The organism is Psychrobacter sp. NPDC078631, from assembly GCF_050268165.1.
Classification (GTDB): Bacteria; Pseudomonadota; Gammaproteobacteria; order Pseudomonadales; family Moraxellaceae; genus Psychrobacter.
Map to the genome: position 1 here is coordinate 97787 of NZ_JBNNGG010000005.1, position 24525 is coordinate 122311.

Sequence of the window (24525 nt, forward strand, 5' to 3'; positions counted from 1 at the left end):
CCAACCTGATTTCTCATTATGCTTGATTTTGGTTTTCTGTTTCCTCATGCGCGGGTGGTAATGGGGCAAGGTAACCAATTAATAGTATTAAACTGCCTGCGCCAAGGAAGGATATGACTCGCCAAATCGCTTCGGTCTGTGACAAATCTACCAAGACTAGCTTAAGTACGACAATACCTAACAACCCAATACCCATAAACCAAAGCGCGCGTTGCCAGTAGCGACTCGCCATGATGGTGGCGACCAATGCTAAGAGCGTCCATAGAATCGTCAGTCCAGTTTGTACCTGCTCGCTCTGCCATGCGCCGCCTTGATAGTCATTCCAAAGTGGCGTACCAATAAAGGCGTGTAGCGTTCTGACCAACATGCTGGAGATCAACCAAAAGCTAATTAGTCCCAGTATAATTAACAAATTCTCAGCGGTGAATACGCGCTTAGATTTGGCAGTAGCACTCGACTCGATAACGGTTTCATTGTGGCGGCGTTGGCTGATGTAATACAGACTAAAACCAACCGATAGCGTCAACCATGATGTGATGTCATATAGGTTAAATAATGGAACATAAGACAGTCCCCAAATCACACCGTCATAAGACCAATTGGTCAGAACAACCCACAGTAAAGCAATGGGAGCAAAGATGGCAGCGCATCCTAATAGTGCCTGTTGCCAATCAAACCAATACAGTAGACCTTGTCCTACAGCTTTATTGGTTGAGGTACTTTCTTCATTTTGACTGAGATAACGATGATTGAACCATAGTCCAAATAATATGGGTGCTGCTGAAAACAAGAAAGCCATCACGCCATCAGAGTCTGGTAGGCCATAATGCGCCGCGGCAGCAATGAGTAAGATGCCCGTACCTAGCCAGCTTGCAGCAGTATAACGTGAGGTATTCTTATTATCAGACAATGTATCAGACCAGGTTTTTAGCCATAGCTGCCCTATGACTAACCAGCCGATTATTAAGCCTACGAATACCAACCATTCCGCTGTTGCCCATGTTAAATTGCGCTCAAACTTTTGTGGCAGTTGCAGTATTAGCATAAAGTAGAACAAAGCTAGCAACCCATGACTAAGCTGTCTAATTTCCGCCCATGGACGATAGCGATTGATGACCCAATAAGCGATCAAACTGATAAGTGCTGCCAGTGCAATTACCGTCGTGCTTGATTGCCAAATATCAAACCAATGATGTAAATCAAGCATTAGTACTTGTAGCATCCAAGCCATTGCGGTCAATGTTAAAAACTTCATTAATCTAGGGCTATGCCAAACGAATTTGAATACGCGGCTCTGACTATTGATAGATGTCAGCCATTGCTGCGCTGCTTGCGTACTGACACCCAGCGCATGGGCATAGCTGGCTAATGCATCTGATGTACTGTCCAACGTTTGTGATTGTATGACCGAGGATGTTGTAGGGCCTTTATTGTTAAGGCTATTAAGTTTGTTACTACTATCTAAGCTATTAAGCAGCACAGCAGGGGAGTTGCTAGCGCGTAATATAAAGACGGTCGCTAGATAACTGAGCGCTGAAATACTAAAGGCCAAAACGGGATAGTCTTCGATAGAGAATATCGCTGTCGTCACTAGCATACCAATACTGATGAGCTGTAATAGCAAGCCGAATAATACCGACCACGATCGCAACGAGCGTCGTCCAAACCATACTAGCGCCAACCCTTGTACTGACCAGCCAAAAGCAATCCATTCAGCATCTAGCGCCAACGGAATGACTAGTGCAAAAAATCCTAATCCTAACGCCAGCATACCTTCGGTGATTAAAGCATAGCGTCTACTGCGCTGGATGAACAACCAGCCGATCCCAAGATAAACCATAGCCAAAATGGCACTGGTAATCGTGAGGGCATTAGAGATGTCGTTTAGTAACGCGGAAAATAAGCCAAAAGCCAGTAGCGGTACTGAAAACAGTAGGCCCGTATCAATAGGAAATACATAGGAGCTGCCTACATGGGCTTTGTCCAAGTGTTTTGTGTCATCTACATTATCAGCATGACTGAGGTCTTTTTCGTTTAGCGCATTATAGGTAATGATTTGTTGCGCATAACGAATGACGACAAATAAGTAAAGCAGCCAGTGTAAGGTCACTAATGCTACCAATGCCCAGCGCTGCGTTTCAATGACGGCGCTCAGGTTTTCGCTGACACCCCAATAGTATGCCAAGCCAAAGGTCACAGTCACACCGAATAGATTCAGTATTTTCCACGGTCGATAATGAGCAATAATAGCAATGGTGACGTTTAGCAGTAGATAATAGCTAAATAAGGTGACCAAGCTGCCAGTATCGTCACTGGTCAAAATCGGTGCAAAAAATCCACCAGATAATGCCAATAATGCTAATGGGAAGGCGTTTTGACGTACGGCGAGAGCAATGGTAATGGCAGACAATAACCCAAGCCCGATAAAGCTTGGGATACTAGGAATAATTTCATAAACACTGTAAGCAAAAAAGGTACTTAGATACGCAATTGCTAAGCCTGCGCCTTGTAGCGTAATCCCATATGAGAAGCGTTTTGCCGTCAGCTTTAACCCAAGTGCTGCCAATGCTAACCCTGTAGCGCCAACTGCTATCAACTTCGTGGCAATCGAAATCTCGATATATTCGCTTAATAAGCGAAGCAGGAGTACTACGCCTACCAACAGCACCAGTACGCCGACTCGCACGACTAAGTTGCCACCGAAAAACCAGTTTTTGATTGAATGAATGAGCGAGGTCACAATAGGCAATGAGCGTTCATCAGGCTCAATCGGTGCGGTAGGCGCTGTGTTTTCAGTATTGATAAGGGTATTACTGTCTATAGATTTATCGTCATAGATGTTTGATGCTGCATGTATGGTTGAGTTTGAAGCAACGGTAGGAAGCGGTGGTGGTGATACAGGCAGCCGATTATCTGGAGAGGATGATTGTGAGTCAAAAGCTATTTCTTTATCATCATGGTCTTTAGCGTTACTGTCTTTAGGAACATGGTCTTTAGGAATATTGTCTTTAAAATCGTGATCGTTAGTAGCAGTGTTGCGTGCATAATCATGTTTATCGACGAAAGGTGCAGACGGAGGCGTCATACTACGATGTCTTTGCTGCTCAAGCTCAGTTTGCAGCGTCGTCACATCGCGGCGTAGATGCTCGATTTTTCGAGCTATCCTAGTATATAACGCGACCACTACGATCAATAAAATCGTAAAAGCCAGCCAGCCCAACTGGGTCACCATTAGATACAACATCTTCGTCACTCAATCCAGTTTATAGTAAAGTGATAATGACGTGATTTAATAAGAAGCACAAGACTACTCTGATTACTGGACTAAAAGACAGATGCTAAAATGACACTCAAAATAAAAGGGTAGCTTAATAATTAAGCTACCCTTTTTGATGATTTTTATACCAAATCGTTTTTTATGCTAGATTGGCTTTCATAAACTCAAGCATGTTTTCCCAGCTTTGTTTAGCAGCGGCTTCGTTGTAGCCAAGATCCACTTCATTTTTGGCTGCACGCTCATCAGCATGCGGATTGGTAAAGCCATGCTTAGCGTTGTCATAGACGTCGATAGTGTAGTCAACATCAGCAGCGTCTAGCTCTAATTTTAGACCTTCGATAGCATCCATTGATACCATTGAGTCATCACGGCCATGAGCAACCAACACTTTTGCTGCAAAGTTTTTGTCTGCTGGCTGTTTTGGGGTTGGGTTACCATGGAAAGTGGCAACGGCTTTTAGCGGCATGCCTTCGCGAGCCATATCTAGTACAACTTTACCACCGAAGCAGTAACCGATTGCGCCTAAGTTGTCACCATCGACTGATAACTGATCGCTGAAGTCATTAAGGATTAAGCGGCAGCGTGCCATTAGCATGTCTTGATCGGCCAGTACTTGTTCCATCCACATGTTTGCCATTGCCGCATCGGTAGTTAGTTTACCTTCACCGTAAACGTCCATAGCGACTGCCGCATAACCTGCCTCTGCCAAACGCTCAACCACTGATTTTGGATGATCGACTACGCCCCACCATTCTGGTGCAACCAAGATACCTGCTGCTGGATTTTCATCTGAAGCATTCTCTGGTAGTGCTACATAACTGATAAGTTCTACACCGTTTTCGGTAGTACTGATTAATTCAAAAGTCTTAATTGACATATTATTGTCCTTTTTTATGTTGTGAGTTTTAATTATTCGTCATTGTGATGGTTCGTTTTTCTAACTCGTACTACCTTAACGCCCATGTCTAGCAAAAACAGCTATAATACTGTAACGCTCTTTATCAAAATGCTACTGCGACTTTATGACTATAAATTTGTTAAACAAAAATAATGACCAATCTGACTTGAACTTAGGTCTCGATGTAGCGGCCAAGCCTGCGCAATCGGTGAGTTTGTTCCCTGATAGTGCCGATGTCGATTCTAATGCTGATGCTGACTCTAAGTATGAGTCTGAGCCACTACGTCCGCAGTTTTGGTTGCGATTTGCGTTAACAGAACTAAACCATAGCGAGTGGGAAGCGTTGTGCGATGGTTGCGGCAGTTGCTGCTTGATTAAGTACATCGATGAGGATGAAAGCGGCAATGTGGATGAGGAGCTGGTCGAGTATACCGATGTCACCTGCCAGTTGATGGACTGCGCGACAGGATATTGCAGTCACTATGCAACACGTCAGGAGCACGTGCCAGACTGTATTCAGCTGACTATGGACAACTTGCCCAAGATGATGTGGCTACCATCGCACTGCGCCTATAAGCGTTTGTATAAAGGGCAGGGCTTACCAAGTTGGCATTTATTATTGACTGGGGATGCTGTGGTAACACAACAAAAAATGAGAGCGGCCAACGTGGGCGTCGCCGGTCGCTGTGTCACGGAAATAGGTATGTCTGATGAAGAAATGGAGACGCGGGTGGTTAACTGGGTTAATCCTTAGTCTACCGTTAGTTGGATGCCTGAGCAGTAGATTTGGCCTTTGCTTCGGCACTGGCTTGTGAGTTAGCCAATGCTGGTATCGGAATATCTTGACGAATCTGCTGTGAAAAGTTACGGCTGTTTTTATCTCTATTGATATCAGAATGTGAGTTGACTTGATTATCAAAGCCTTTTGCTTTTGGGTTGATATGAGTGCGCTCATACCACGTGTGCATTGACCAAGGCTGGTTGTTCTTTTCTGGAGCCGCATCCAACATGCCTACATCGTATAGATAGTTCGGTAACCAACCAGAGACCCAAATCCGATAATCCCATGGCAAACGATCGCCACTGACGATACGCGCCATATAAAAGATAATATTGGTACAGTTGCTGAGCAATGTATTGTACCAAGCAGGTTTAGCGTTCAAATCATCAGCCGCAGTCAGATAAGATTCAAATAGCGACCTCACTTCATGCTGTTGCAAATTGCTAATAGGAAACAGATAAACCTGCTCGCCGCGCGCGTTGCTACGGGTATAGATAATGTCGCGTTCTTCTGCGGCAATCAGGCTCAGCTCATAACGTCGAAAAAACCCAGCCAACGCTGAAAAAGACTCGCCGTCTTCTTTACGTATCTCAAATGAGAAGGCAAGTGGCCTATCATCTTCAAATCGAAAGCTAACCAAGGTATGAGCAATCAGCGGTCCCATCCAATAAGAATTGGTCACATCAACGCCAGAGAGTTTAGACAAATCAATCGTACGGGTATCCCAATGCTCGGTAGCGTCTTCTTCAGTCCGCCAATCAAAGTTACGAACATTGGTTAAAGTAATCAAGTCAGGGTTAGTCGCATCGCGCTCATAGGAGACTCGTTGGTCGACCTCAGCCATCCATTCTCGATCTTGTTTCGGTTCGATAGAAAAAAACCAACCTAGACCTACCAGCCAAACAGCGCTATACATGCCGATAAGTAGCTTGGTTGCTATATTTTTGCTAATTGACTTTTTATTAGACAATGAGTCACTGTGCAATATTTTTGTGACGGCCTCCCAATAACGAGTACTTAGCAGCGCCGCTAATATACCTACAATCGCTATTGTCGCAAGCCAAGTCAATACTGAGCTGACGCCATACTGATACCAAATCGCGAGTAACAACCATAGCGCCGATAACAATAACGTAACGGCAATTAAAAAAGTCACAAGACGCTGGCGCCATGTAGGCTTTGGCTGATTGCTATCTGATGGGCTGTTTTTTGATGTTTCGCGTTTTAAGTCCAGACTCTCTAAACCATGGTTCTCTAAGCCACGACTGTCTGACTGTCGACTGCGTGAACGCGACGAGAGTAAGCGAGAAAAAACGGAACGTAGCGACATAGGGTTTGCTTTGATAAATAAAGGCTTTGACCATAGCAAAGTTTATAACACGCTGACAATACAATTTGAGTGAATTTGTCGTTGAATGTCGGTGAGCCTTGCGATAAAGTGAAGCTAATTTGTACTAGCAAATTTGTTATTCATCCAGTAATTAATAACAAACCAGCTGTTTTATTTGCTACTTTTATCCCCATCTAGGCTCTACTTGTTTTTTTATTGAGTATTGTTCATTTTTCTATTGAATACTATTCTGATTTTTATTAACTAAAGAGGTTAAATCACACCACCATGTCTGACGACACTCCCAGCCCGAGTAGTTGGTCGATGCGCGGCTTAAAACGCTGGCTATCGACCGCCCCCGAAACCCGTGATGAATTGATTCGTCTGGTACAAGACTCGCGCCAGTTTTTAGAGCCTGATACTGTCGATATGTTAGAAGGCGTGCTAGATTTGCCTGCGACACAAGTCCGCGAAATCATGACACCGCGTCCGCAAGTGATTGGTCTGCACGAGAGCACTAGTCTTGCTGAAGTGATGGACATCATTCTTGAGACCACCCATTCGCGCTATCCTGTTTTTGACAGTCAAGATGATGATGCCGTCATCGGTATCTTATTGGCAAAAGACTTGATTCCGATTCTGGTACATATGGTTCGCAACCAAGAAGACAAAATTGACAGTAAGCGTCTTAGAGACTTGGTGCGTCAGCCGCTATATATCAGTGAGACGGCTCGTTCTGATACCTTGCTACGCTCTTTGCAGCGCACCCAAGTACATATGGCGATTGTTGTTGATGAGTTTGGTAACTTCGGTGGTGTGGTCACCATGGAAGATTTGTTGGAAGAAATCGTTGGCGACATCGTTGATGAGCATGATGACTTTGATGAAGACAGCGATATCAACAACATTGTCCCTGATCCAGAAAAGCCAAACACATGGCGTGTCCAAGCGTCTACAGTAATCGAAGACTGTAATGATGAGCTGGGTAGCCGTTTTGACGATACCGATGTCGATACGATGGGCGGTTTGGTCATGCAAGCACTTGGCTTCGTTGGTGACCTAGAAGGCGAGAGCGTCGTGATAGATGATTGGAAAATTACCATTACCGATGTAGAAGGGCGATTTATCCAAAATCTAGAGCTGACCAAAACCAATGCTGAGCAACAGATATTGATAGGTAGCCACTAGCTTTTCTATACGACTATACCAGATGCCTAATTAGTACACTTTCTGGCAAGCTTATTTCTAGCAAATTCCATAAAAAACACGATGAAAAATCGTGTTTTTTGCTTTCTGCCTTTTGAACCTTAGAATGAGGTTTTAGCTACGCAAATTTACCCACTTATAGATTTTGACTGGTATCATGGGTGGGTTTTATTTGTGGCCCTGCATAAAGCATTATGCAGTCAGGTTTTGCGTGAGTGTTATCTCATCGCTTAGCTGAGAAATTTTAGTAAATATGGTTTTGGATAACTGCTATGCGTCTGTCTACTGTTGATTTACAAAAACGTCTGAACCCTGATAAGCCAAAAGGTTTACATATAGGGTTGACGGTACTAATAGCTTGGCTGGCAGGGGCCGCTTTTATACTCGCGCTCGCGCCTTATGGCATTTGGCCCGTTGCCTTGGTATCACCTGCTATTTTATATGCGTTATTGGTACCAACGATGACAGGTCGCCGCGCCTTTCTGATTGGTCAAGCGTACGGTACAGGGCTATGGTGTGTTGGCGCGTTTTGGCTATACACCTCGATACACGTTTATGGCGATACGCCCGCATGGCTTGCGCTGATTATGATTGCGCTCATGGGTTTAGGCATGGGACTATTCCATGGCTTTTTGGCGCTAATTTTTAATCGTGTGGTCGGCAAGCAGCCGTTATCTTTTGCTGCCCTGTGGATACTCCAAGAGTGGATGAAAACGTGGCTATTTACTGGCTTTCCTTGGCTATTCGTCGGTTATGCGTTTACTGAGCAGTATTGGCTGTCGTCGCTCGCGCCTGTGGCTGGTGTCTTTGCGGTTTCTTTCGTGGCGGTACTACTGGCTGCCAGTATCGTTGAGCTATTGCGTCGCCGCGGTGGCTATATGATTCCATCGATAGCATTGTTAATCATTAGTAGCGCGCTATGGTTGATCAATCCGCAATGGACCAAACCAAAAGGCACTCCTGATCTATCGGTATCTTTGATTCAGGGTAATATCCCGCAAGATCTAAAATGGCTCACCGAGTATCAGATTGAGACGCTAAAAATCTATGCAACACTGACTCGTGACGAGTGGGGACGTGACATCGTGCTGTGGCCTGAATCGTCGATTCCTATGTTTCAGACAGAAGCTGTTGGTTTTATCAGCGAAATGGTCGCGATGGCCAAAGAGACTGACACGACATGGGTGACTGGTATTCCTTATAAGGATGAAGCAGCGTTTGATGCCAGTACAGATAAATATCCGCCATTCTACAATAGCGTGGTAGCGCTAGGGGCACAGGCAGAGGGGCTGTATAAAAAGCAACGTCTGGTGCCATTTGGGGAATATATTCCATTCCAAGGCGTGCTCGATATTCTACCTAATCTAGCAGGCAGCCAAGACATTATGAGCTATAGTCGTGGTAGTGATCAGCAGTCACCGCTACGTGTGCGAGGGCATAATTTAGGTGCAGCCATCTGTTACGAAGTGGCGTATCCAGATACCACGCGCAAAAATGCCATTGGCACGGACTTCTTATTGACCATCTCAAACGACGCTTGGTTTGGTACGTCAGCAGGCCCACTACAGCATCTACAAATGGTACAGATGCGCGCACTAGAAAACGGCCGCTGGTTTATGCGTGCGACCAACACAGGTGTGACAGCTATTATCGACCATAAAGGTCGTATCGTAGAGCGTGCACCGCAGTTTGAACGTACTGTATTGCGTGGTGATATTCAGGCACGAGTTGGTAATACGCCATTTATGCGCTTTGGTCAATATCCTATTTTGTTTATCATGGCACTGTTGCTAATACTCAGCTATTTGGGTAAACGTCCGAAAACTCCAGTACGTTTGGTTAAGTAGTATTATTAAGTAAGATGTGTTGATAGTGAATAAGAGATAACTGATTAAGTAGTTAGCTGTCATAAGTGATAAAAATGAATAGTTAAATTGTGGATAATAAACCCTTTAAATACTTAAGGGTTTTCACAAATCAGTATAAATTGCGATATAATAGGTCAATATTTCAAATATTTTGTGCAAGGTGGATAAGGTATGTCAGAAGGTATCGTTAATAACAATCCAAAAAAAGAGCTGTTATTCGCTTTAGGTGGCATTGCCATGTTCTTAGGTATTGTCTTACTTATTGGTGTTTCTGCATTTTTGCGTCCAGCAGGCGAGCATATCACTGCTGAGACAACTGAAGCATCAGCCGCGGCAGATGAAGCAGAAGCCACTGCTACTGAAGAAGCGGCTCCAGCTGATGCAGAAGCTGCAGCAACAGAAGAAGCGTCAGATGCTACAGCGCCTGATACTGCAGCAGATGCAACCGTAACACCAGCGGCAGATGCAGATAGTGCAGTTGTCACTGCAGAAGCTGGTACCGCAACTGCTTCTGGTACTGTAAGCCAAGCCGCTGTTGCTGATGCTGATTTGACAGCTGAGCAAGCAGATGGTGACTTAGATGCTGGGAACGCTAGCGACGCTACTGATGAGGCCGCAGCACAGTAAGCTGTAGTATGATTATGTAAATGATTTAAAATAGTGCTACTTGATTGTCAAATGAGCTGCATTATGAAGTCTATATCAACAGTGCTATAAGCATAATATTACTGTCTTAGATACCCATAAAAAGAGTCCGTTCTCAACCATTGAGAGTGGGCTTTTTTTATGAGTATTTGTGTAATTTTTGACCAATTCTTTCTTTACTTGATTATAGCCAAGTGAAACAATGTTCCGCCTATATGACCGTCCATCTGGATAATCAGGGGTTTGGTCATTACAAATATGATCTTTAAAGGAATAAAGTTATGGGCACAGAAACAAAATCGGGGGCTAGTGCAGCAGAGCTAGAAGCACTAGACAATGGCTTTATGGGACATCCTGCGCCCTTACGCTCATTGTTTTTTACCGAAATGTGGGAGAGATTTTCTTATTATAGTATCCGTCCACTATTAGTTCTATTTATGGTGGCAACAGTGAGTAGTGGCGGTTTTGGCTTCGATGAAGTCACCGCTTCTGCTATTTATGGTATTTTTGCGGGTTCGTTATACTTAGCAGCAGTACCAGGTGGTTGGTTAGCAGATAACTGGTTAGGTCAAGAGCGTGCGTTATGGTGGGGCAGTATTATTATTGCCCTTGGTCACTTGTGTATCGCGCTTTCAGCGATGTTTGGCATGACGCTGTTTTTTGTTGGTTTAATCTGTATTGTCTTGGGTTCAGGGTTATTTAAGACCTGTATCTCAGTGATGGTCGGTGCGTTGTATCCTAAAGGCGACTCTCGCCGTGATGGTGGTTTTACCTTGTTTTATATGGGTATTAACATCGGTGCGTTACTAGCGGCACTTATCGTCGGCGTATTCAAAGAAAAAGGCATGTGGCATGTCGGCTTTGGCGTTGGTGGTTTGGGTATGTTGGTTTCATTATTGATCTATCGTTTTTTCGCGCAAAAGAATTTAACGCGCTATGCACGCGCCAAAGGTATTTCTGCTGAGTGGGAAAAATCTAACGACCATTACAAAAACATCGGTCGCTGGGTTGGTGGTTTTGTCGCCTTGCTAGTAGCCGCAGTGCTATTAGTATCTACCGGCATGATATCGTTCAATCCTGAGATGGTTGCAGAGTATATGACGTATATCATTGCTGCGGTCGTCATTTTGTATTTCGCTATTATGTTTATCTCACCGCGATTGGATAAGACGGACAAACTACGCTTGCTAATTTGCTTTGTCTTAATCATTGGCTCAACGCTGTTTTGGTCAAGCTTTGAGCAGCAGCCAACGTCTTTTAACTTATTTGCCGATCGTTATACCGATCTGAATGTTTTAGGATTTGAGATACCAAGTATCTGGTTCCAGTCATTGAACCCACTATTTATTTTAATATTAGCACCTATTGTTAGCATCATTTGGGTCAAGCTTGGTAACCGAGGTCTTGAGCCTAGCAGTATGGCTAAGTTTGCACTCGGTATGCTACTGGCAGCTGCAGGTTTTGCCTTGATGATTTTTGCCTCAAAAAGCATTTTAGCACCTGGTGCTGGCTTGGCATCGCCGCTATGGTTGGTTGGTAGTTTATTATTATTGACGCTAGGTGAGTTAGCATTAAGCCCAGTTGGGTTATCTGCCATGACTAAGCTAGCGCCAGAGGGTATGCAAGGCCAAATGATGGGGCTGTTCTTCGCTTCTATCGCTATGGGTAACTTGGTTGCTGCTTTCTTTGGTGGGCATGTATCAGCTGACAAAATCGAAGGCTTACCAGGTCTATTTACTACCATGACCATCTTCTTGGTAGTTACCGCTGTACTACTATTGATACTAGCAAAACCTATTAATAAGATGCTTAAAGAAAGCGAGCATGAGAAACAATTGGCCAAGCAATAAGATAATCTGATGTACATTTGTGATTAACAACAGCACAAGTGACACATGATGAGACGTGTTACCATTACTGGTAGCACGTTTTATTGTTTTATTTGATGAGATATTTGGCACAAGCCATTGAAAGCTTACTATCTGCCCAAACATCTAATGATAGGGCACTGTGAACCCCAGTGACGCAATATTAATCTCAATTTTTTATTCTCAATAAGTAGAAGTAATTACCCAAACAAACATAATTAGATAGCTAAATAAGTAGATTGTTTGCTTGAATAATTGCTATCGATAATAAATGTCTTATTAAAACTAAAGCGGTATTAATAACTCAAACAAGATGACTATTAGAACAAGACGATTGTAAATAATCGCTCCATCATCATATTTTTATAATTTCTATAAGGACACATTCAATGAATAAACAAGCCATTCACGAACGTATTGCTAACTTACGTAGCACCTTAGCCGCGCAAGATCTCACCGCAATCATCGTACCCTCTGCTGATCCCCATTTATCTGAATATCTACCAGAGTACTGGCAAGCACGCTTATGGCTGTCAGGATTTACCGGTTCTGTCGGTACGCTGGTCGTGACCGCTGACTTTGCAGGTCTATGGACGGATAGCCGTTATTGGGTACATGCTGCCGACCAGCTAGAAGGCACAGGTATTACTTTAGAAAAGCTTGCGCCAGGTCAGCCAAATAATATCGACTGGCTAGCCGATCATTTGCAAGAAGGGGATAGCGTAGCAGTAGACGGCAACGTACTATCTATCGCTGAGCAAGATCGCCTGTTAAATGCTTTTGATGCCAATGACATTACTTTGATCACTGAGCGTGATGTGCTGACAGAGATTTGGACAGATCGTCCAGCACTACCAGCGGCCAAATTATATGCTCACGATGAGCAGTTCCTTGCTCAGTCTGCCACCTCAAAGCTGGCTGCAGTACGCGAAGGCATGGCAGAAGCAGGTGCGACCCATCATTTACTTTCAAGCTTAGACGATATCGCTTGGTTGACGAACTTGCGCGGCGCTGATGTTGATTATAATCCGGTATTCTTGTCACATATGTTGATTGACGCAGACAAAGCAACGTTGTTTGTTGATACTGATAAAGTAAGCGAAGATATTGCACAGAGTCTAAAAGACAGTGGTATCACATTGGCTGACTATTCTGCTGTTCAAGATGCATTGAGTTCATTGACGCCGGAAGACTTATTACTATTAGACCCAAGTAAAGTCGCAGTCGGCACCTTATCCAAAATGGCAGACGATGTTGGCTTTATTGAGCAGATGGCACCGAGTACACTGCTCAAATCTGTTAAGTCTGACTCAGATATCGATCATGTGCGTGAGGCAATGCGTCAAGACGGCGCGGCTTTAGCGGAGTTCTTTTCTGAGTTTGAGCAGCGTCTAGTAGCAGGCGAGCGCCTTAGTGAGCTGGATGTAGACAGTATGCTGATAGAGGTACGTAGCCGTCAGCCGCATTATGTATCGCCAAGCTTTCCAACTATCGCTGGTTTCAATGAAAATGGTGCATTGCCGCATTATCGCGCAACGCCAGAGAAGTTTAGCTATCTTGATGTGGCTGAGGGTGAAGGTGGTTTACTACTCATTGACTCAGGCGCTCAGTATCAAAACGGTACGACAGATATCACCCGCGTGGTCGGTATTGGACAAGTTAACGCTGAGCATAAACGCGACTTTACGACCGTACTCAAAGCCCATGTTGCGCTTGCCCGTGCTTACTTCCCTAATGGTATCGCCTCTCCATTGATTGATGCGATTTGCCGCGCACCATTATGGCAGGCTCAGATGGACTATGGTCATGGTACTGGTCACGGTGTTGGTTATTTCTTAAATGTACACGAAGGTCCACAAGTGATCGCTTATAGCGCCAGCACACCAAAAGAGCGTGCGATGAAAGTCGGTATGATTTCAAGTAATGAGCCAGGTTTGTACCGCGAGGGCAAATGGGGTATCCGTATTGAGAACTTGGTCGTGAATACACCAGTTGCCAATCCTACTGAGACAGAGTTTGGTCAATTCTTAAACTTCGAAACCATCACTTATTGCCCAATCGACACGCGTCTGATCGAGCCCTCACTACTGGATCAAGTCGAGATTGATTGGTTAAATAGCTACCACAGTCAAGTCTTCGCAGAGCTAAATGATCGCGTAGAAGGTGCCGCCCTTGAGTGGTTGACTGAACGTACCAAAGCCATCTAATACCCAGCTCAAAACATTAACTAAAAGTACTAAAAAGCCCCGTAAATTATTTACGGGGCTTTTTAATGTTCGTTATTTAATACTTACTATTGAGTGTCTGTTTCTAACTGTAGGTTCAACACTGAAAAATAATTACTGCTAGTGAATGCTTTTCTTAGCAGCTTCATTATTAGTAGTTGAGTCATTTTGTTCGCTAAAGTGTTGAGTGACCTCAGCACGTAGCCAAGACTTTAGGTTTTCAGACATTAGCATCATTTGCTCACTGAGATAGTCATCGACCTGAGTTTCTAGCTCACGGATTAGCTGTTGATGTGTTGAATCTAGCTTCGCGTCTTTTAATGCTAAATTAATCGCTGCACTGGCTTTATTATTAATATCTTTAATGTGGTTATCGCTAAGTGTATGTGCCTGTTCGCTAATGGTTTTGTTACCAGCACTTTTATTATCGCTAGTATTGCCTTCAGTATTTACGACTTCTGATGCGTCTTTTTCAATCTTTGCGCTAGAATTATCAGTAACAAAATCGTCAGTAACAGCACTATCTGCCACGAATTTATCTGTGTTTACTTTAGCTACGCCGGTAGCAGCCAGTTCTTTGTCGTTGTCTTTCTCTAACGCTGACTGCTCATTTTTTTCTTGTTCTTTTTGAGTCGCTTCTGCCTTGCGTGTGGCTTCTTCTGCTTCTTTTTTCTTCTGCTCGTCTTCTAGTTTTTGTTTTGCAGCGGCTGCGTCTTCTAGATCTTGTTTGTCCGTAATTGCTTTCGCAATGGCTTGCTCAGCATTGTAGTTGTCGTATAGCTCGTCTACATGCGCATCTAAATCATGAGTATTAAAAGTGAAGTCTTCAAATGAGGTGTCAGATTGCAGCAGAGTAGTGATGTCTTTTAGTTCTTGGGTAATCGCTGCGCGTACTGGCTCAGGTGCACACGTCCAGCGTTGATAAAACTGATGGGAAAATGAGTAGCTTGACATGGTATCTTCCATAAATGTTCCAAAAATTACCCCTTATCATACGCAAGTACGATAAGGGGCTGCAAGTGGACAAACGTAGCAAATCTGACACCAACGTTACAACGCATTCATTACCATGCGCTGCGAGGTGGTTGGGTGGCTGTTATTGATTGACAGGCCAGCGAGCAAATACCAATGAGCCATTGGTACCACCAAAGCCAAAGCTGTTGGATACTGCATACTGCAAGTTATCAACTTTGCGTGATTGATTAGCCACATAATCAAGGTTACAGTTGTCCTCGACATCGTCTAGATTGATCGTAGGTGGTACATGCTGATGCTGTAGGGCTAATACTGTAAAGATAGCTTCAACTCCGCCAGCAGCACCAAGTAAGTGACCGGTCATCGATTTGGTTGAGCTAACTAAGATGCTGTCTTTTACAGGAGAGAACACAGTTTCAATAGCAATAGACTCAGCCACGTCACCCGCGGGGGTACTGGTACCATGAGCGTTGACATAGCCGACGCTTGATGACTCGATACCAGCATCGTTTAGCGCATTTTGCATCGCTCTTGCCGCACCGCTACCGTCTTCTGGTGGTGCAGTAATATGACTGGCGTCATCGCTCATACCGAAACCGACTAGCTCTGCCAATATCGTTGCACCGCGCGCTTTGGCATGGGCAAGGCTTTCTAATACCACCACACCAGCACCATCACCAAGGACAAACCCGTCACGACCTTTATCAAACGGACGTGAGGCTTTGGTTGGCTCATCGTTGCGCGTAGAGAGTGCATGCATAGCACTAAAGCCAGCTATACCAAGTGGGCTAGAACCCTTTTCACTACCGCCTGCCAACATAACGTCAGCATCACCATAAGCGATCAAACGAGCAGCAAGACCCATAGCGTGAGTCGCCGTGGTACAAGCCGTTGATGTCGCAAGGTTCGGGCCTTTTAACTTATGCTTAATCGCTACCAGTCCAGCGGCCATATTAACGATAGAGCCTGGGATAATAAAAGGTGAGACTTTGCCTGCGCCTTTTTCGTGTAAGGTATCACGGCTGTTTTCAATCGTTTGAATACCGCCAATACCTGAACCTAAAATAATACCAAAGCGATCTTGGTCAACACCTTGTACAGGCGCATCAGCAGCACTGACTTCCTCGATAAAACCAGCGTGCTTTAGGGCCATTGCCGAAGCGGCAACCCCATAATGCATGAACTCATCATAGCGACGCGCATCTTTGGCATTCATATATTGCTTGGCATCAAAGTCTTTGATCACGCCTGCGATTTGCGCACGGTAGCCGGTGGCATCGAAATGCGTAATCGGTGAAATACCACTCTCGCCATTGAGCAATTTGGTCCATGAGCTATCGACGTCTAGACCGAGCGGCGTAATGGCGCCCATACCTGTGACTACCACACGCGTATCATCAGAACGCTCGTAGTGAGGTGGTTTTTGACGCGATTTATGTACAGGTGCTGCAGTCATATTATTTGTGTCATCAGTGGTGGCTTGGTCGATAGGTGAACTACTATTCTGGCTCATGCGATATATCCTATACTTACAGGTCCTAAGAGGATGGCGTTTCAAAAGTCATTATAAAACACATAGGTGCACGTATGTAAACTAAAATTTAACTGGTCAGGCAAAACATACTTGACCCAATACCACGCCTTTATTTGCACCAGTCACCGCTGGTAAATTACCAGTTTCACCCATCAATGTTTGTCTGGCTAACCACGCAAAAGCAACGGCCTCTACCCATGTTGGCGCAAGCCCTAAATATTCAGTGGTTTTTACTGTGCAATGGGGTAGGTGTACTTGAAAGCGTGTCATTAAATAGTCATTCAGTGCGCCGCCACCGCAAACATAAACCGAGCTGTTTTTTGAATGACTGATAAACGTATTGATTTGCATACTGGCACTGATAGCCGTTAGCTCAGTCAAGGTTGCTTGCACATCGGCTGCTAAATAACTGATGTTAGCATTGGCTTGCTCAAAAGCCTGTAGCTTATCTTGCAACCAAGTTAAGTTAAAGTCCTCACGGCCTGTGCTTTTTGGATGAGACTGAGCAAAAAATGGATGTGCCAAAAGTTGCTGTAATAATGGCTCAATGATGGTTCCGGACTGCGCCCAAGCGCCACCTGCATCATAAGCATTGTCAGTATGCAAAGATATCCACGCATCCAATAACAAGTTGGCAGGTCCCGTATCGTAGCCAACAACTTGAACTCCTTCACTGGCTGGCAAGACGGTTATATTGGCAATACCGCCTAAGTTTAATAGTATACGTGTGCTATCGGGATTGGCGAATAATGCCTGATGAAACGCAGGTACCAACGGTGCACCTTGACCCCCAACTGCCATGTCACGACGTCGGAAATCACTGACCACACTGATACCTGTGCGCTCAGCGATGATATTGGCATCAACCAATTGTAAGCTAAAACCCATCTGCGGGCGATGGCGTACGGTTTGTCCATGACAGCCAATCGCTAGCACTGACTCAGGATCAGTATTTGATTGCTGCAATAAAGTATTGACCACTTCGCTCGCGAACTCAGCATACGCGCGACTTGCCCAGCCGAACCAATCCAACTCACTGTTTGGTTCATCGGCCTCTGATACGAGTTGATTCACACCATTCGGCTGACATAATGCTAATAATACTTCACGCAGACGTGGCGGAAAATCTTGGCTATAGGTCGCCAGTAGTTGCATTGGTGGTTGTGTATTGTCTTCGTTGCTTATCTCAGGATTAAACTGACAGAGGACAGCATCCATACCATCCAAACTGGTGCCAGACATCATGCCGATATATAAGCCATCATCGAAGCTTTCAAACACGGTTTGCTCAAGGGCATCAGTTAGGGTGGCATAGTTCGAATTATCAGAGGTCAAATCATCAATATCGTCTGAACCGTTATCCAAACCATTATTCATAAGCAAGTCTGCGAGGGCATTATGGTCAGTATCAGCAATCGATGCGGGGTTGGTCATGGCAATTTACCTTAAAAAACGCTAGTATATCCGTCAAATTCTAGCATTTTTTCCAACCTTTTGAGGTTCTAAACTTCCTAAGGTATTGAGCCAGTAACCGTCATTCATAAAAATCCCAATTAAAGTGATATATAGAGAGCATCATGACCAATCAAACTTACACCCTAGAAGAACAACTGGCCCTTATTCAGCGCGGTACGCAAGAGATATTATCTGAAGATGACTTAGTGGCTAAGCTAAAGCTCAATCGCCCATTACGTATCAAGGCCGGCTTTGATCCTACCGCACCAGATCTGCATTTGGGTCATACAGTATTGATCAATAAGCTTAAGCATTTTCAAGATTTGGGTCATGAGATTTATTTCCTAATCGGTGACTATACCGCCAAGATTGGTGACCCTTCTGGTAAAAACAGCACGCGTCCACCGTTGACTGATGAGCAAATCAAAGCCAACGCCACGACATACGCTGAGCAAGTATTTAAAATCTTGGACAAAGAAAAGACTCGCGTGGTTTTTAACTCTGAGTGGTTCAATGACATGAGCGCCGCTGATATGATTCAGCTTGCTAGTCAGCAAACCGTCTCGCGTATGCTAGAGCGTGATGATTTCTCTAAACGCTATGCATCACAAACGCCCATCTCTATTCATGAGTTTCTCTACCCGTTAGTACAAGGCTACGATTCTATCGCCCTAAAAGCCGATGTTGAGCTTGGCGGTACCGATCAGACCTTTAACTTGCTAATGGGTCGCACGCTGCAAGGACGCTATGGCCAAGAACCACAAGTTTGTATCACTGTGCCAATCTTAGAAGGGCTAGATGGTGTCAATAAAATGTCCAAATCACTGGGCAACTATGTCGCGATCTATGATGCACCAGGCACTATGTATCAAAAAATCCTATCGATGCCGGACACACTGATCCATCGTTACTTTGAGTTCTTAAGCTTTAAGCCAATGGAAGAAGTCGAAGCTTTATTGGCGGAGATGAAAGAGGGTCGTAACCCACAAGAAATCAAACGTATCTTAGCCGAAGAGTTAATCGAGCGCTTCCATGATGCTGATGCCGCTGCCAATGCGCACAAATCTGCTGGTAACGTTTTAGCAGATGGCGAGCTACCAGTTGACTTGCCAGAAATCGTGTTAGATCTAGAAGGGCAAGATGCGTTATTTATCACTCAGATATTGAACCAAGCTAAGCTTGCTAAAAACAACTCAGCTGCCAAAGACATGGTAAAACGTGGCGCGGTCAAAGTCGATGGCGAAGAGGTCAATGCTGGCTTTAGCTTGACCTCAGGTCAAACGGTTGTAATTCAAGCAGGCAAGAAAGCCTATGCGAAAGTGACGGTTGGTTAGATAATCTATAAAAATGATTAAGAGTGAGGTCGGCAGTAATTGTCGACCTTTTTTATGAAGCGATAATTAGCAGCCATTTTTAATAGTAGGAGTTTGCTATGACTAAAACCATTCCCCAAGGCATTTACCGCCATTACAAAGGCAGCTTGTATCAAGTATTGCATACGGCGCAGCATTCAGAAACCGAAGAATCGCTAGTGGTGTATCGTTGCTTATATGGTGAGTATGGCGTGTGGGTTCGTCCGCTTGCTATGTTCGCTGAGACGGTCACGGTTAACGGTAAAGAAATTCCACGATTTGAATTGATTAAACCATTAAATGATTAATACTTAACCAATAATTTAGATTGAATTTAGCGCAAAAAAAACGACCCGTTGAGGTCGTTTTTTTTGTGCATTATCGCAAACTTACAATTAAGCGCTCAGAAACTCTTTCAATACTTTATAAAAACTAACTGGTGCATCCATCGGTACAGCATGGCCCGATGTTGGCAAAATAATACTGTGCGCATTGGGCAGCAGAGTGGTCAAACGCTGTTGCCACTCTGCACTATATAATTGCGAGCGCGCGCCAATTAGTAAAGTAGTCGGAATATTGATAGTGGGCAAAACCTCGCGGTAATCGTAGGGCAGCGCAACATAAGCAGATAGGCAGCGCAGTTTATGTTGCCAAGTCGCGTGTTCCATTAATGAGATTTTCTGCGGTGCCCGATAACTGAGGGCTTTTACCAATAATTGCGAAGGTTTACTACTCACAGAAAGCAGAGAAAAAGAGCGCTCCATGTCTAATAAATTTACTTTCAATCGATAGGGCAGGTGACGGAAGTCAACCACTTGCTCGGCTTGTAAATAAGGGGCAGTGTCGGTAATTAACTGTGTGAATTGCGCAAACAATTCGGTTTGTCGTGTACCAAATACACCGCCACCTTGCCAGTCTGGCTGATTATGAATAATCGGTGCTTGATCAATGTTCAGATAGTGACTCACGCGCTGAGTACCAAAGCGCTGAAAATATGCCCACATGACCAATGCCCCCATCGATATCGCGGCCACAGGAAAAGCCTCAAAGCCGGTCTCTTTGCTCACGTATTCAAATACATCTTGGGTATCCTGTGCATATTGCTCAATAAAATCAAACGTTGGCAACGTTAGGTTACTGGTCAAACCAAAACCTCTAAAATGCGGCAAGTAAAAGCAGTAGTGCTGAATGAGCGGTAAAATAAATGGTAGAAATTGCCTCGCATCCATACCAAAAGCGTGCATTAATAGGACAGGTTTACCTTTGCCAATGATAGAGACGGGCAGCAGCGTTCCATCAGCTGTTTGGACAGTAATGGTCTTTAGCTGGTAGGGAGTAGGAAAGGGTATGAGGTCTTTTTTCATAGAGTGATATCTCTTTGATTTTTCAAGCTGTCTCGGTCGATTTAGCTAAGAAAGTATTGCGGTAGAGTACACCGCTACAAAATAGTTATACCGCGAATAAAAGACTGTTATATTAAAGCTGTCACCTGACCATAGCATAGAGTTTGGCTAAGGGTAAAAGTCAACAGTGAGACTATACCAGTGCTATGTAGGGGCTGAAAATGATTGTTGAGGATAAAAGTCCATGAGCAGATCAACATTACCATTACTCGATAGTAGCCTATATCCACAAGTATGGCAGCAGCAGATATTTACCAGTCCGCAAGCGCTTTTGCTGTCGATGTTTTCTGCTACTTTGAGTAGGGATATCACAATTGATGCCAGTGCTTTTACCAAGCAGTTATTAGCAGACGATGTTTATCAGGAATGGATTAATACTACGGTGTTCGGGCGTTATTTACATCGTAACTTCACCGCGTTTTATCAGCAGACAGAAGACAGTTTTAACACAGATATGCCTGCATTGTTCCGTCAAGAATTAGTACGGCATGCGCAGTATTTACCATTAGGTCAGGTATTGTTTTTTGCAGGAGATATGCCCAAAAGTGTACGACAGACTAAGACGTTAACCACGACGGTGAATCCGGCAACGGCAATAATAAATGCTCAAACGCTGACCGTGAATAATTCAAGGTTAATTATTAATCAGATAACCATCACTGGTAAGCAATTATTGGGGTTTGCGATACGTCACAATAAACGTACTAGCGAACGTCTGCGTAACGAAGTGCTGATTTTGGGATTTCAGGATTTGCGTTTGGTCAATGAGCAAGCTATTGAAGACATAAAAAAAAGCAATACAGATGACTCTATATTGCTTCGATCTTATGAGATACGCTAACAGGTTCGGTATTGATAAGTGATATATTGATAATCAATATTAATACTAAAACTAGCCGAGTGGTTAATGTTAACCTTGCTTGGCAATCGTTAATCCATTATAGGTCTGGGCAACTGGCATTACTTCTAAACGGTTGACGTTAATATGAGCAGGTGACTCAATTAGCCATAACAAAATATCACCAATATCTTCACCTGTCATGGTTTTAAAGCCATCATACACCTTGGCAGCTTTGTCATCGTCACCGTGATAGCGCACGTTCGAAAACTCAGTGCCAGCCACATTACCAGGTTCAAGATTGGTCACACGCACTTGGGTACCAATCAGATCTGCTCGCAAGTTTAAGCTGAACTGTTTTACAAACGCTTTAGTTGCGCCGTAAACGTTACCACCGAAGTAAGGCCAGCTACCAGCAATTGAACCGACATTGATAATATAACCATTATCGCGCGCGACCATCGCTGGCAAGACCGCATGGGTCAACGCCATCAAGCCTTTAATATTGGTATCAGTCATACGCATCCAGTCATCAAGACTGGCCTTGTGAGCAGGCTCTGTACCCAGTGCCAATCCTGCATTATTGACCAAGACATCGATTTGTTTAAAATCATCAGGCAAGTCGGCGATGATTTGCGGGATAGAAGTTGTATCACTCACATCCATAATCACGGGTAAAAAAGCCTCACCTAAAGTCTCTGCCAAAGCATTCAGTTTATCAAGGCGTCTGGCGCAACCAATCACACGATGGCCGTTAGCAATCAAACGCTCTGCCAACGCTTTACCAAAACCAGCGCTTGCTCCTGTAATCAATACGTTCATGATCTATCCTTACTATTGATGTTGTCTGCTGTTGCCATAATTTTGATGACGGCTTTATTTACCCTAATGCAACTTATCTATTCGATAACTGCTTACCAAAAATCTTATCACCCGCATCGCCAAGACCTGGAATGATATAACCATGCTCATCTAAATGGCTGTCTAATGCAGCGGTATAGATAGTCACGTCAGGATGCGCTTCATTTACCAAACGTACGCCTTCAGGTGCAGCCACGAGTACCAATGCTTTAATATTAGTACAGCCATTTTTCTTTAGCATCTCGATGGTCGCAACCATTGAGCCGCCCGTGGCTAACATTGGATCAATGATCAGCGCAGGACGTTTGTCCATGTGGCTCACGAATTTTTCAAAGAACGGGACTGGCTGCAATGTTTCTTCATCACGCTGTAGACCGACCACAGAAATCTTAGCAGTAGGGATCAAGTCGAGCACCCCATCAAGCATGCCGATACCTGCGCGTAAAATCGGTACGATTGTCGCTGTCTTACCGATGATTTGCTCACCAGTGATTTCGCCACACCAGCCTTCCATTGGGAAAGTTTCGATTTCAAAATCACGGCTTGCTTCATAAGCCATCAAGCGTGCAAGCTCTTTGGTCAATGTACGAAATTTATAAGTACTACAGTCTTTTTCGCGCATAAGGCTGAGTTTATGACGGACTAGTGGATGATCGATTACCGTAATTTTTAAATCGCTGTTTAAGTCACTCATAAGTACTCTCTTGGTTTCTTGTCTGATGCTTGCGCAGTTACTGCGGTTGCTATTAGTATAAAAGATACAAACACTTACCGCACTTTAACCATATCTTTAGCTCATAAATAGTAAAGTTAAATCCTTCACAATCAAGCTAATTAACTACTTGACGACAGTGCTCATTCATCGCAATGACAATATTTGCATTCACAGATGCCATCAAAGCCTAAGCAATTCAGGCTAAGTAAAATGATATCAGGCTATTTAAGTCAACTGATTGAACCGACTAAGTTTGACTATATAACGTGATTATAAGTGAGGTAGTGTTTAGACTTGCTATGATACCAAAAAAACCGCTTTTCTGATGAAGAATATCATGACTATAAAAACACCAAGCACTCAAAAAACCACTGATACTGAATCGAAATTGTCTAATGACAAAGCCACAGAGCTCGAAACCCATCCTTTTGAGCCTGTCTTACCACCCAATGCCACGGTCATGATGATGGGTACGTTTCCACCGACTGCTGATAAATGGGCGATGAGCTTTCATTATCCTAATTTTTATAATGATATGTGGCGAATATATGGTCGAGTATTTTTTAATGATGCTGACTACTTTAGAGTAGGCGATGAAAAACGCTTTGACCCTGAGCATATCCGAGACTTTATGTTTGAACGTGGCATTGCTTCTTGCCCGACAGTAAAGCAAGCCATCCGTGAGACGGGTAATGCTTCAGATAAAAATCTAACGGTAGTCACACCTGTTGATCTAGATGTTATCTTGCCGCAAGTGCCAAAGGTAGAGACTTTGTTCACAACAGGAGGCAAGGCGACCGAAGTACTGCTCAATTTATTAAGCGAGCCAATTGCCAAATCAAAGCATCCGAAAACCAATCAAAGTATGGATTATCCTTATCAATGGCAGAGTACAGACGACCAGAAAGCTGATGTGAATAATCTAACCTTATACAGATTGCCGTCAACCTCACGTGCTTATCCACTATCGTTGGATAAGAAAGTCGCTGCGTATAAGGCGTTTTTTGAAAAAATGGGTAAGTTATAAAATGGAAACAGAGAAATGGTTGCTTTAATAGAAGATAAAGCTCAGAGATAGTAAAAGGTATTTATATAGTAAACCTAAACGTTTTTGATGTTATAAATTATAGTAAATAGCACATCTATAGTCAGTCTTTAAACCTATTGAAATTAATCAAACGATAACCCATTGAAAAAAGTACAGATTTATTCATCTCCTAAAATAAGATTAAAAACATTAATAAAACGGGTTGACACAAAAGATAAACCGTCTATAATACGCACCTCATCAAGA

19 protein-coding genes are annotated in these 24525 nt (G+C 43.9%); 10 read left to right on the plus strand and 9 right to left on the minus strand.

Translation table 11 applies throughout. From position 1 onward, the window contains the following. Positions 1-16 precede the first annotated feature (16 nt). Together ACQKCP_RS12180 and ACQKCP_RS12185 are read right to left on the minus strand one after the other, a co-directional pair. Positions 17-3244: a DUF2339 domain-containing protein gene (locus tag ACQKCP_RS12180; protein ID WP_427612488.1), complete on the minus strand. Its 3228-nt coding sequence runs from the start codon at positions 3242-3244 to the stop codon at positions 17-19. Positions 3245-3416: 172 nt separating this feature from the next. Continuing rightward, positions 3417-4154: a dienelactone hydrolase family protein gene (locus ACQKCP_RS12185; protein WP_427612489.1), complete on the minus strand. Its 738-nt coding sequence runs from the start codon at positions 4152-4154 to the stop codon at positions 3417-3419. Between the two features lie 235 nt (positions 4155-4389). Here ACQKCP_RS12185 and ACQKCP_RS12190 point away from each other — a divergent pair, with 235 nt between their 5' ends. After that, positions 4390-4929, plus strand: coding sequence for a YcgN family cysteine cluster protein (locus ACQKCP_RS12190; RefSeq protein ID WP_427612507.1), 540 nt, complete (start codon positions 4390-4392; stop codon positions 4927-4929). 7 nt (positions 4930-4936) lie between these two features. On the opposite strand, the gene ACQKCP_RS12195 is transcribed toward ACQKCP_RS12190, so the two are convergent. Next, positions 4937-6286, minus strand: a complete 1350-nt coding sequence (locus ACQKCP_RS12195) for a DUF4105 domain-containing protein (protein WP_427612490.1) — start codon at positions 6284-6286, stop codon at positions 4937-4939. A gap of 288 nt (positions 6287-6574) precedes the next feature. On the opposite strand from ACQKCP_RS12195, the gene ACQKCP_RS12200 reads away from it, so the two are divergent. The 5 genes from ACQKCP_RS12200 (at position 6575) to ACQKCP_RS12220 (ending at position 14080) form a co-directional block, all read left to right on the plus strand. Beyond that, the gene (locus ACQKCP_RS12200) at positions 6575-7474 is read left to right on the plus strand and encodes a CBS domain-containing protein (RefSeq protein WP_057761902.1); all 900 of its coding nucleotides are present in this window, start codon (positions 6575-6577) and stop codon (positions 7472-7474) included. 290 nt (positions 7475-7764) lie between these two features. After that, complete coding sequence (gene lnt, locus ACQKCP_RS12205) at positions 7765-9339, plus strand: apolipoprotein N-acyltransferase (RefSeq protein ID WP_427612491.1); 1575 nt, start codon at positions 7765-7767, stop codon at positions 9337-9339. Positions 9340-9531: 192 nt separating this feature from the next. Beyond that, positions 9532-9987, plus strand: a complete 456-nt coding sequence (locus ACQKCP_RS12210; protein ID WP_427612492.1) for a hypothetical protein — start codon at positions 9532-9534, stop codon at positions 9985-9987. Between the two features lie 299 nt (positions 9988-10286). Then, positions 10287-11855 (plus strand): peptide MFS transporter, encoded by a 1569-nt coding sequence (locus tag ACQKCP_RS12215; protein WP_427612493.1) that lies wholly within the window; start codon positions 10287-10289, stop codon positions 11853-11855. Positions 11856-12262: 407 nt separating this feature from the next. Then, on the plus strand, positions 12263-14080 hold the full coding sequence (locus tag ACQKCP_RS12220; RefSeq protein ID WP_427612494.1) for an aminopeptidase P family protein: 1818 nt from the start codon (positions 12263-12265) through the stop codon (positions 14078-14080). Between the two features lie 138 nt (positions 14081-14218). Here ACQKCP_RS12220 and ACQKCP_RS12225 read toward each other — a convergent pair whose 3' ends face one another. From ACQKCP_RS12225 to ACQKCP_RS12235, 3 genes are all read right to left on the minus strand, one after another. After that, complete coding sequence (locus tag ACQKCP_RS12225; protein WP_427612495.1) at positions 14219-15064, minus strand: hypothetical protein; 846 nt, start codon at positions 15062-15064, stop codon at positions 14219-14221. 130 nt (positions 15065-15194) lie between these two features. Continuing rightward, entirely contained in the window at positions 15195-16529 is a 1335-nt protein-coding gene (gene fabF / locus ACQKCP_RS12230) for a beta-ketoacyl-ACP synthase II (RefSeq protein WP_427612508.1), read from the minus strand. Between the two features lie 153 nt (positions 16530-16682). Continuing rightward, positions 16683-18041 (minus strand): anhydro-N-acetylmuramic acid kinase, encoded by a 1359-nt coding sequence (locus ACQKCP_RS12235; protein ID WP_427612496.1) that lies wholly within the window; start codon positions 18039-18041, stop codon positions 16683-16685. A 143-nt stretch (positions 18042-18184) separates the two neighbouring features. On the opposite strand from ACQKCP_RS12235, the gene tyrS reads away from it, so the two are divergent. After that, complete coding sequence (tyrS, locus tag ACQKCP_RS12240) at positions 18185-19396, plus strand: tyrosine--tRNA ligase (RefSeq protein WP_427612497.1); 1212 nt, start codon at positions 18185-18187, stop codon at positions 19394-19396. 98 nt (positions 19397-19494) lie between these two features. Further along, positions 19495-19722 carry a DUF1653 domain-containing protein gene (locus ACQKCP_RS12245; RefSeq protein WP_427612498.1) on the plus strand — a complete coding sequence of 76 codons (228 nt, stop codon included), beginning with the start codon at positions 19495-19497 and terminating at the stop codon, positions 19720-19722. 87 nt (positions 19723-19809) lie between these two features. Here the strand turns inward: ACQKCP_RS12245 and ACQKCP_RS12250 are convergent, their stop codons facing one another. Next, a complete protein-coding gene (locus ACQKCP_RS12250; RefSeq protein ID WP_427612499.1) occupies positions 19810-20778 on the minus strand; it encodes an alpha/beta fold hydrolase in 969 nt (322 codons plus the stop codon). A gap of 223 nt (positions 20779-21001) precedes the next feature. On the opposite strand from ACQKCP_RS12250, the gene ACQKCP_RS12255 reads away from it, so the two are divergent. Then, positions 21002-21658, plus strand: coding sequence for a hypothetical protein (locus tag ACQKCP_RS12255; protein WP_427612500.1), 657 nt, complete (start codon positions 21002-21004; stop codon positions 21656-21658). A 69-nt stretch (positions 21659-21727) separates the two neighbouring features. Here ACQKCP_RS12255 and ACQKCP_RS12260 read toward each other — a convergent pair whose 3' ends face one another. Both ACQKCP_RS12260 and upp read right to left on the minus strand, forming a co-directional pair. Next, the gene (locus ACQKCP_RS12260) at positions 21728-22477 is read right to left on the minus strand and encodes an SDR family NAD(P)-dependent oxidoreductase (protein ID WP_427612502.1); all 750 of its coding nucleotides are present in this window, start codon (positions 22475-22477) and stop codon (positions 21728-21730) included. 73 nt (positions 22478-22550) lie between these two features. Then, positions 22551-23210, minus strand: a complete 660-nt coding sequence (gene upp / locus ACQKCP_RS12265; RefSeq protein ID WP_057761878.1) for a uracil phosphoribosyltransferase — start codon at positions 23208-23210, stop codon at positions 22551-22553. Positions 23211-23568: 358 nt separating this feature from the next. Between upp and ACQKCP_RS12270 the strand changes: the two genes are divergently transcribed. Further along, entirely contained in the window at positions 23569-24258 is a 690-nt protein-coding gene (locus tag ACQKCP_RS12270; RefSeq protein WP_427612503.1) for a DNA glycosylase, read from the plus strand. Positions 24259-24525 lie beyond the last annotated feature (267 nt).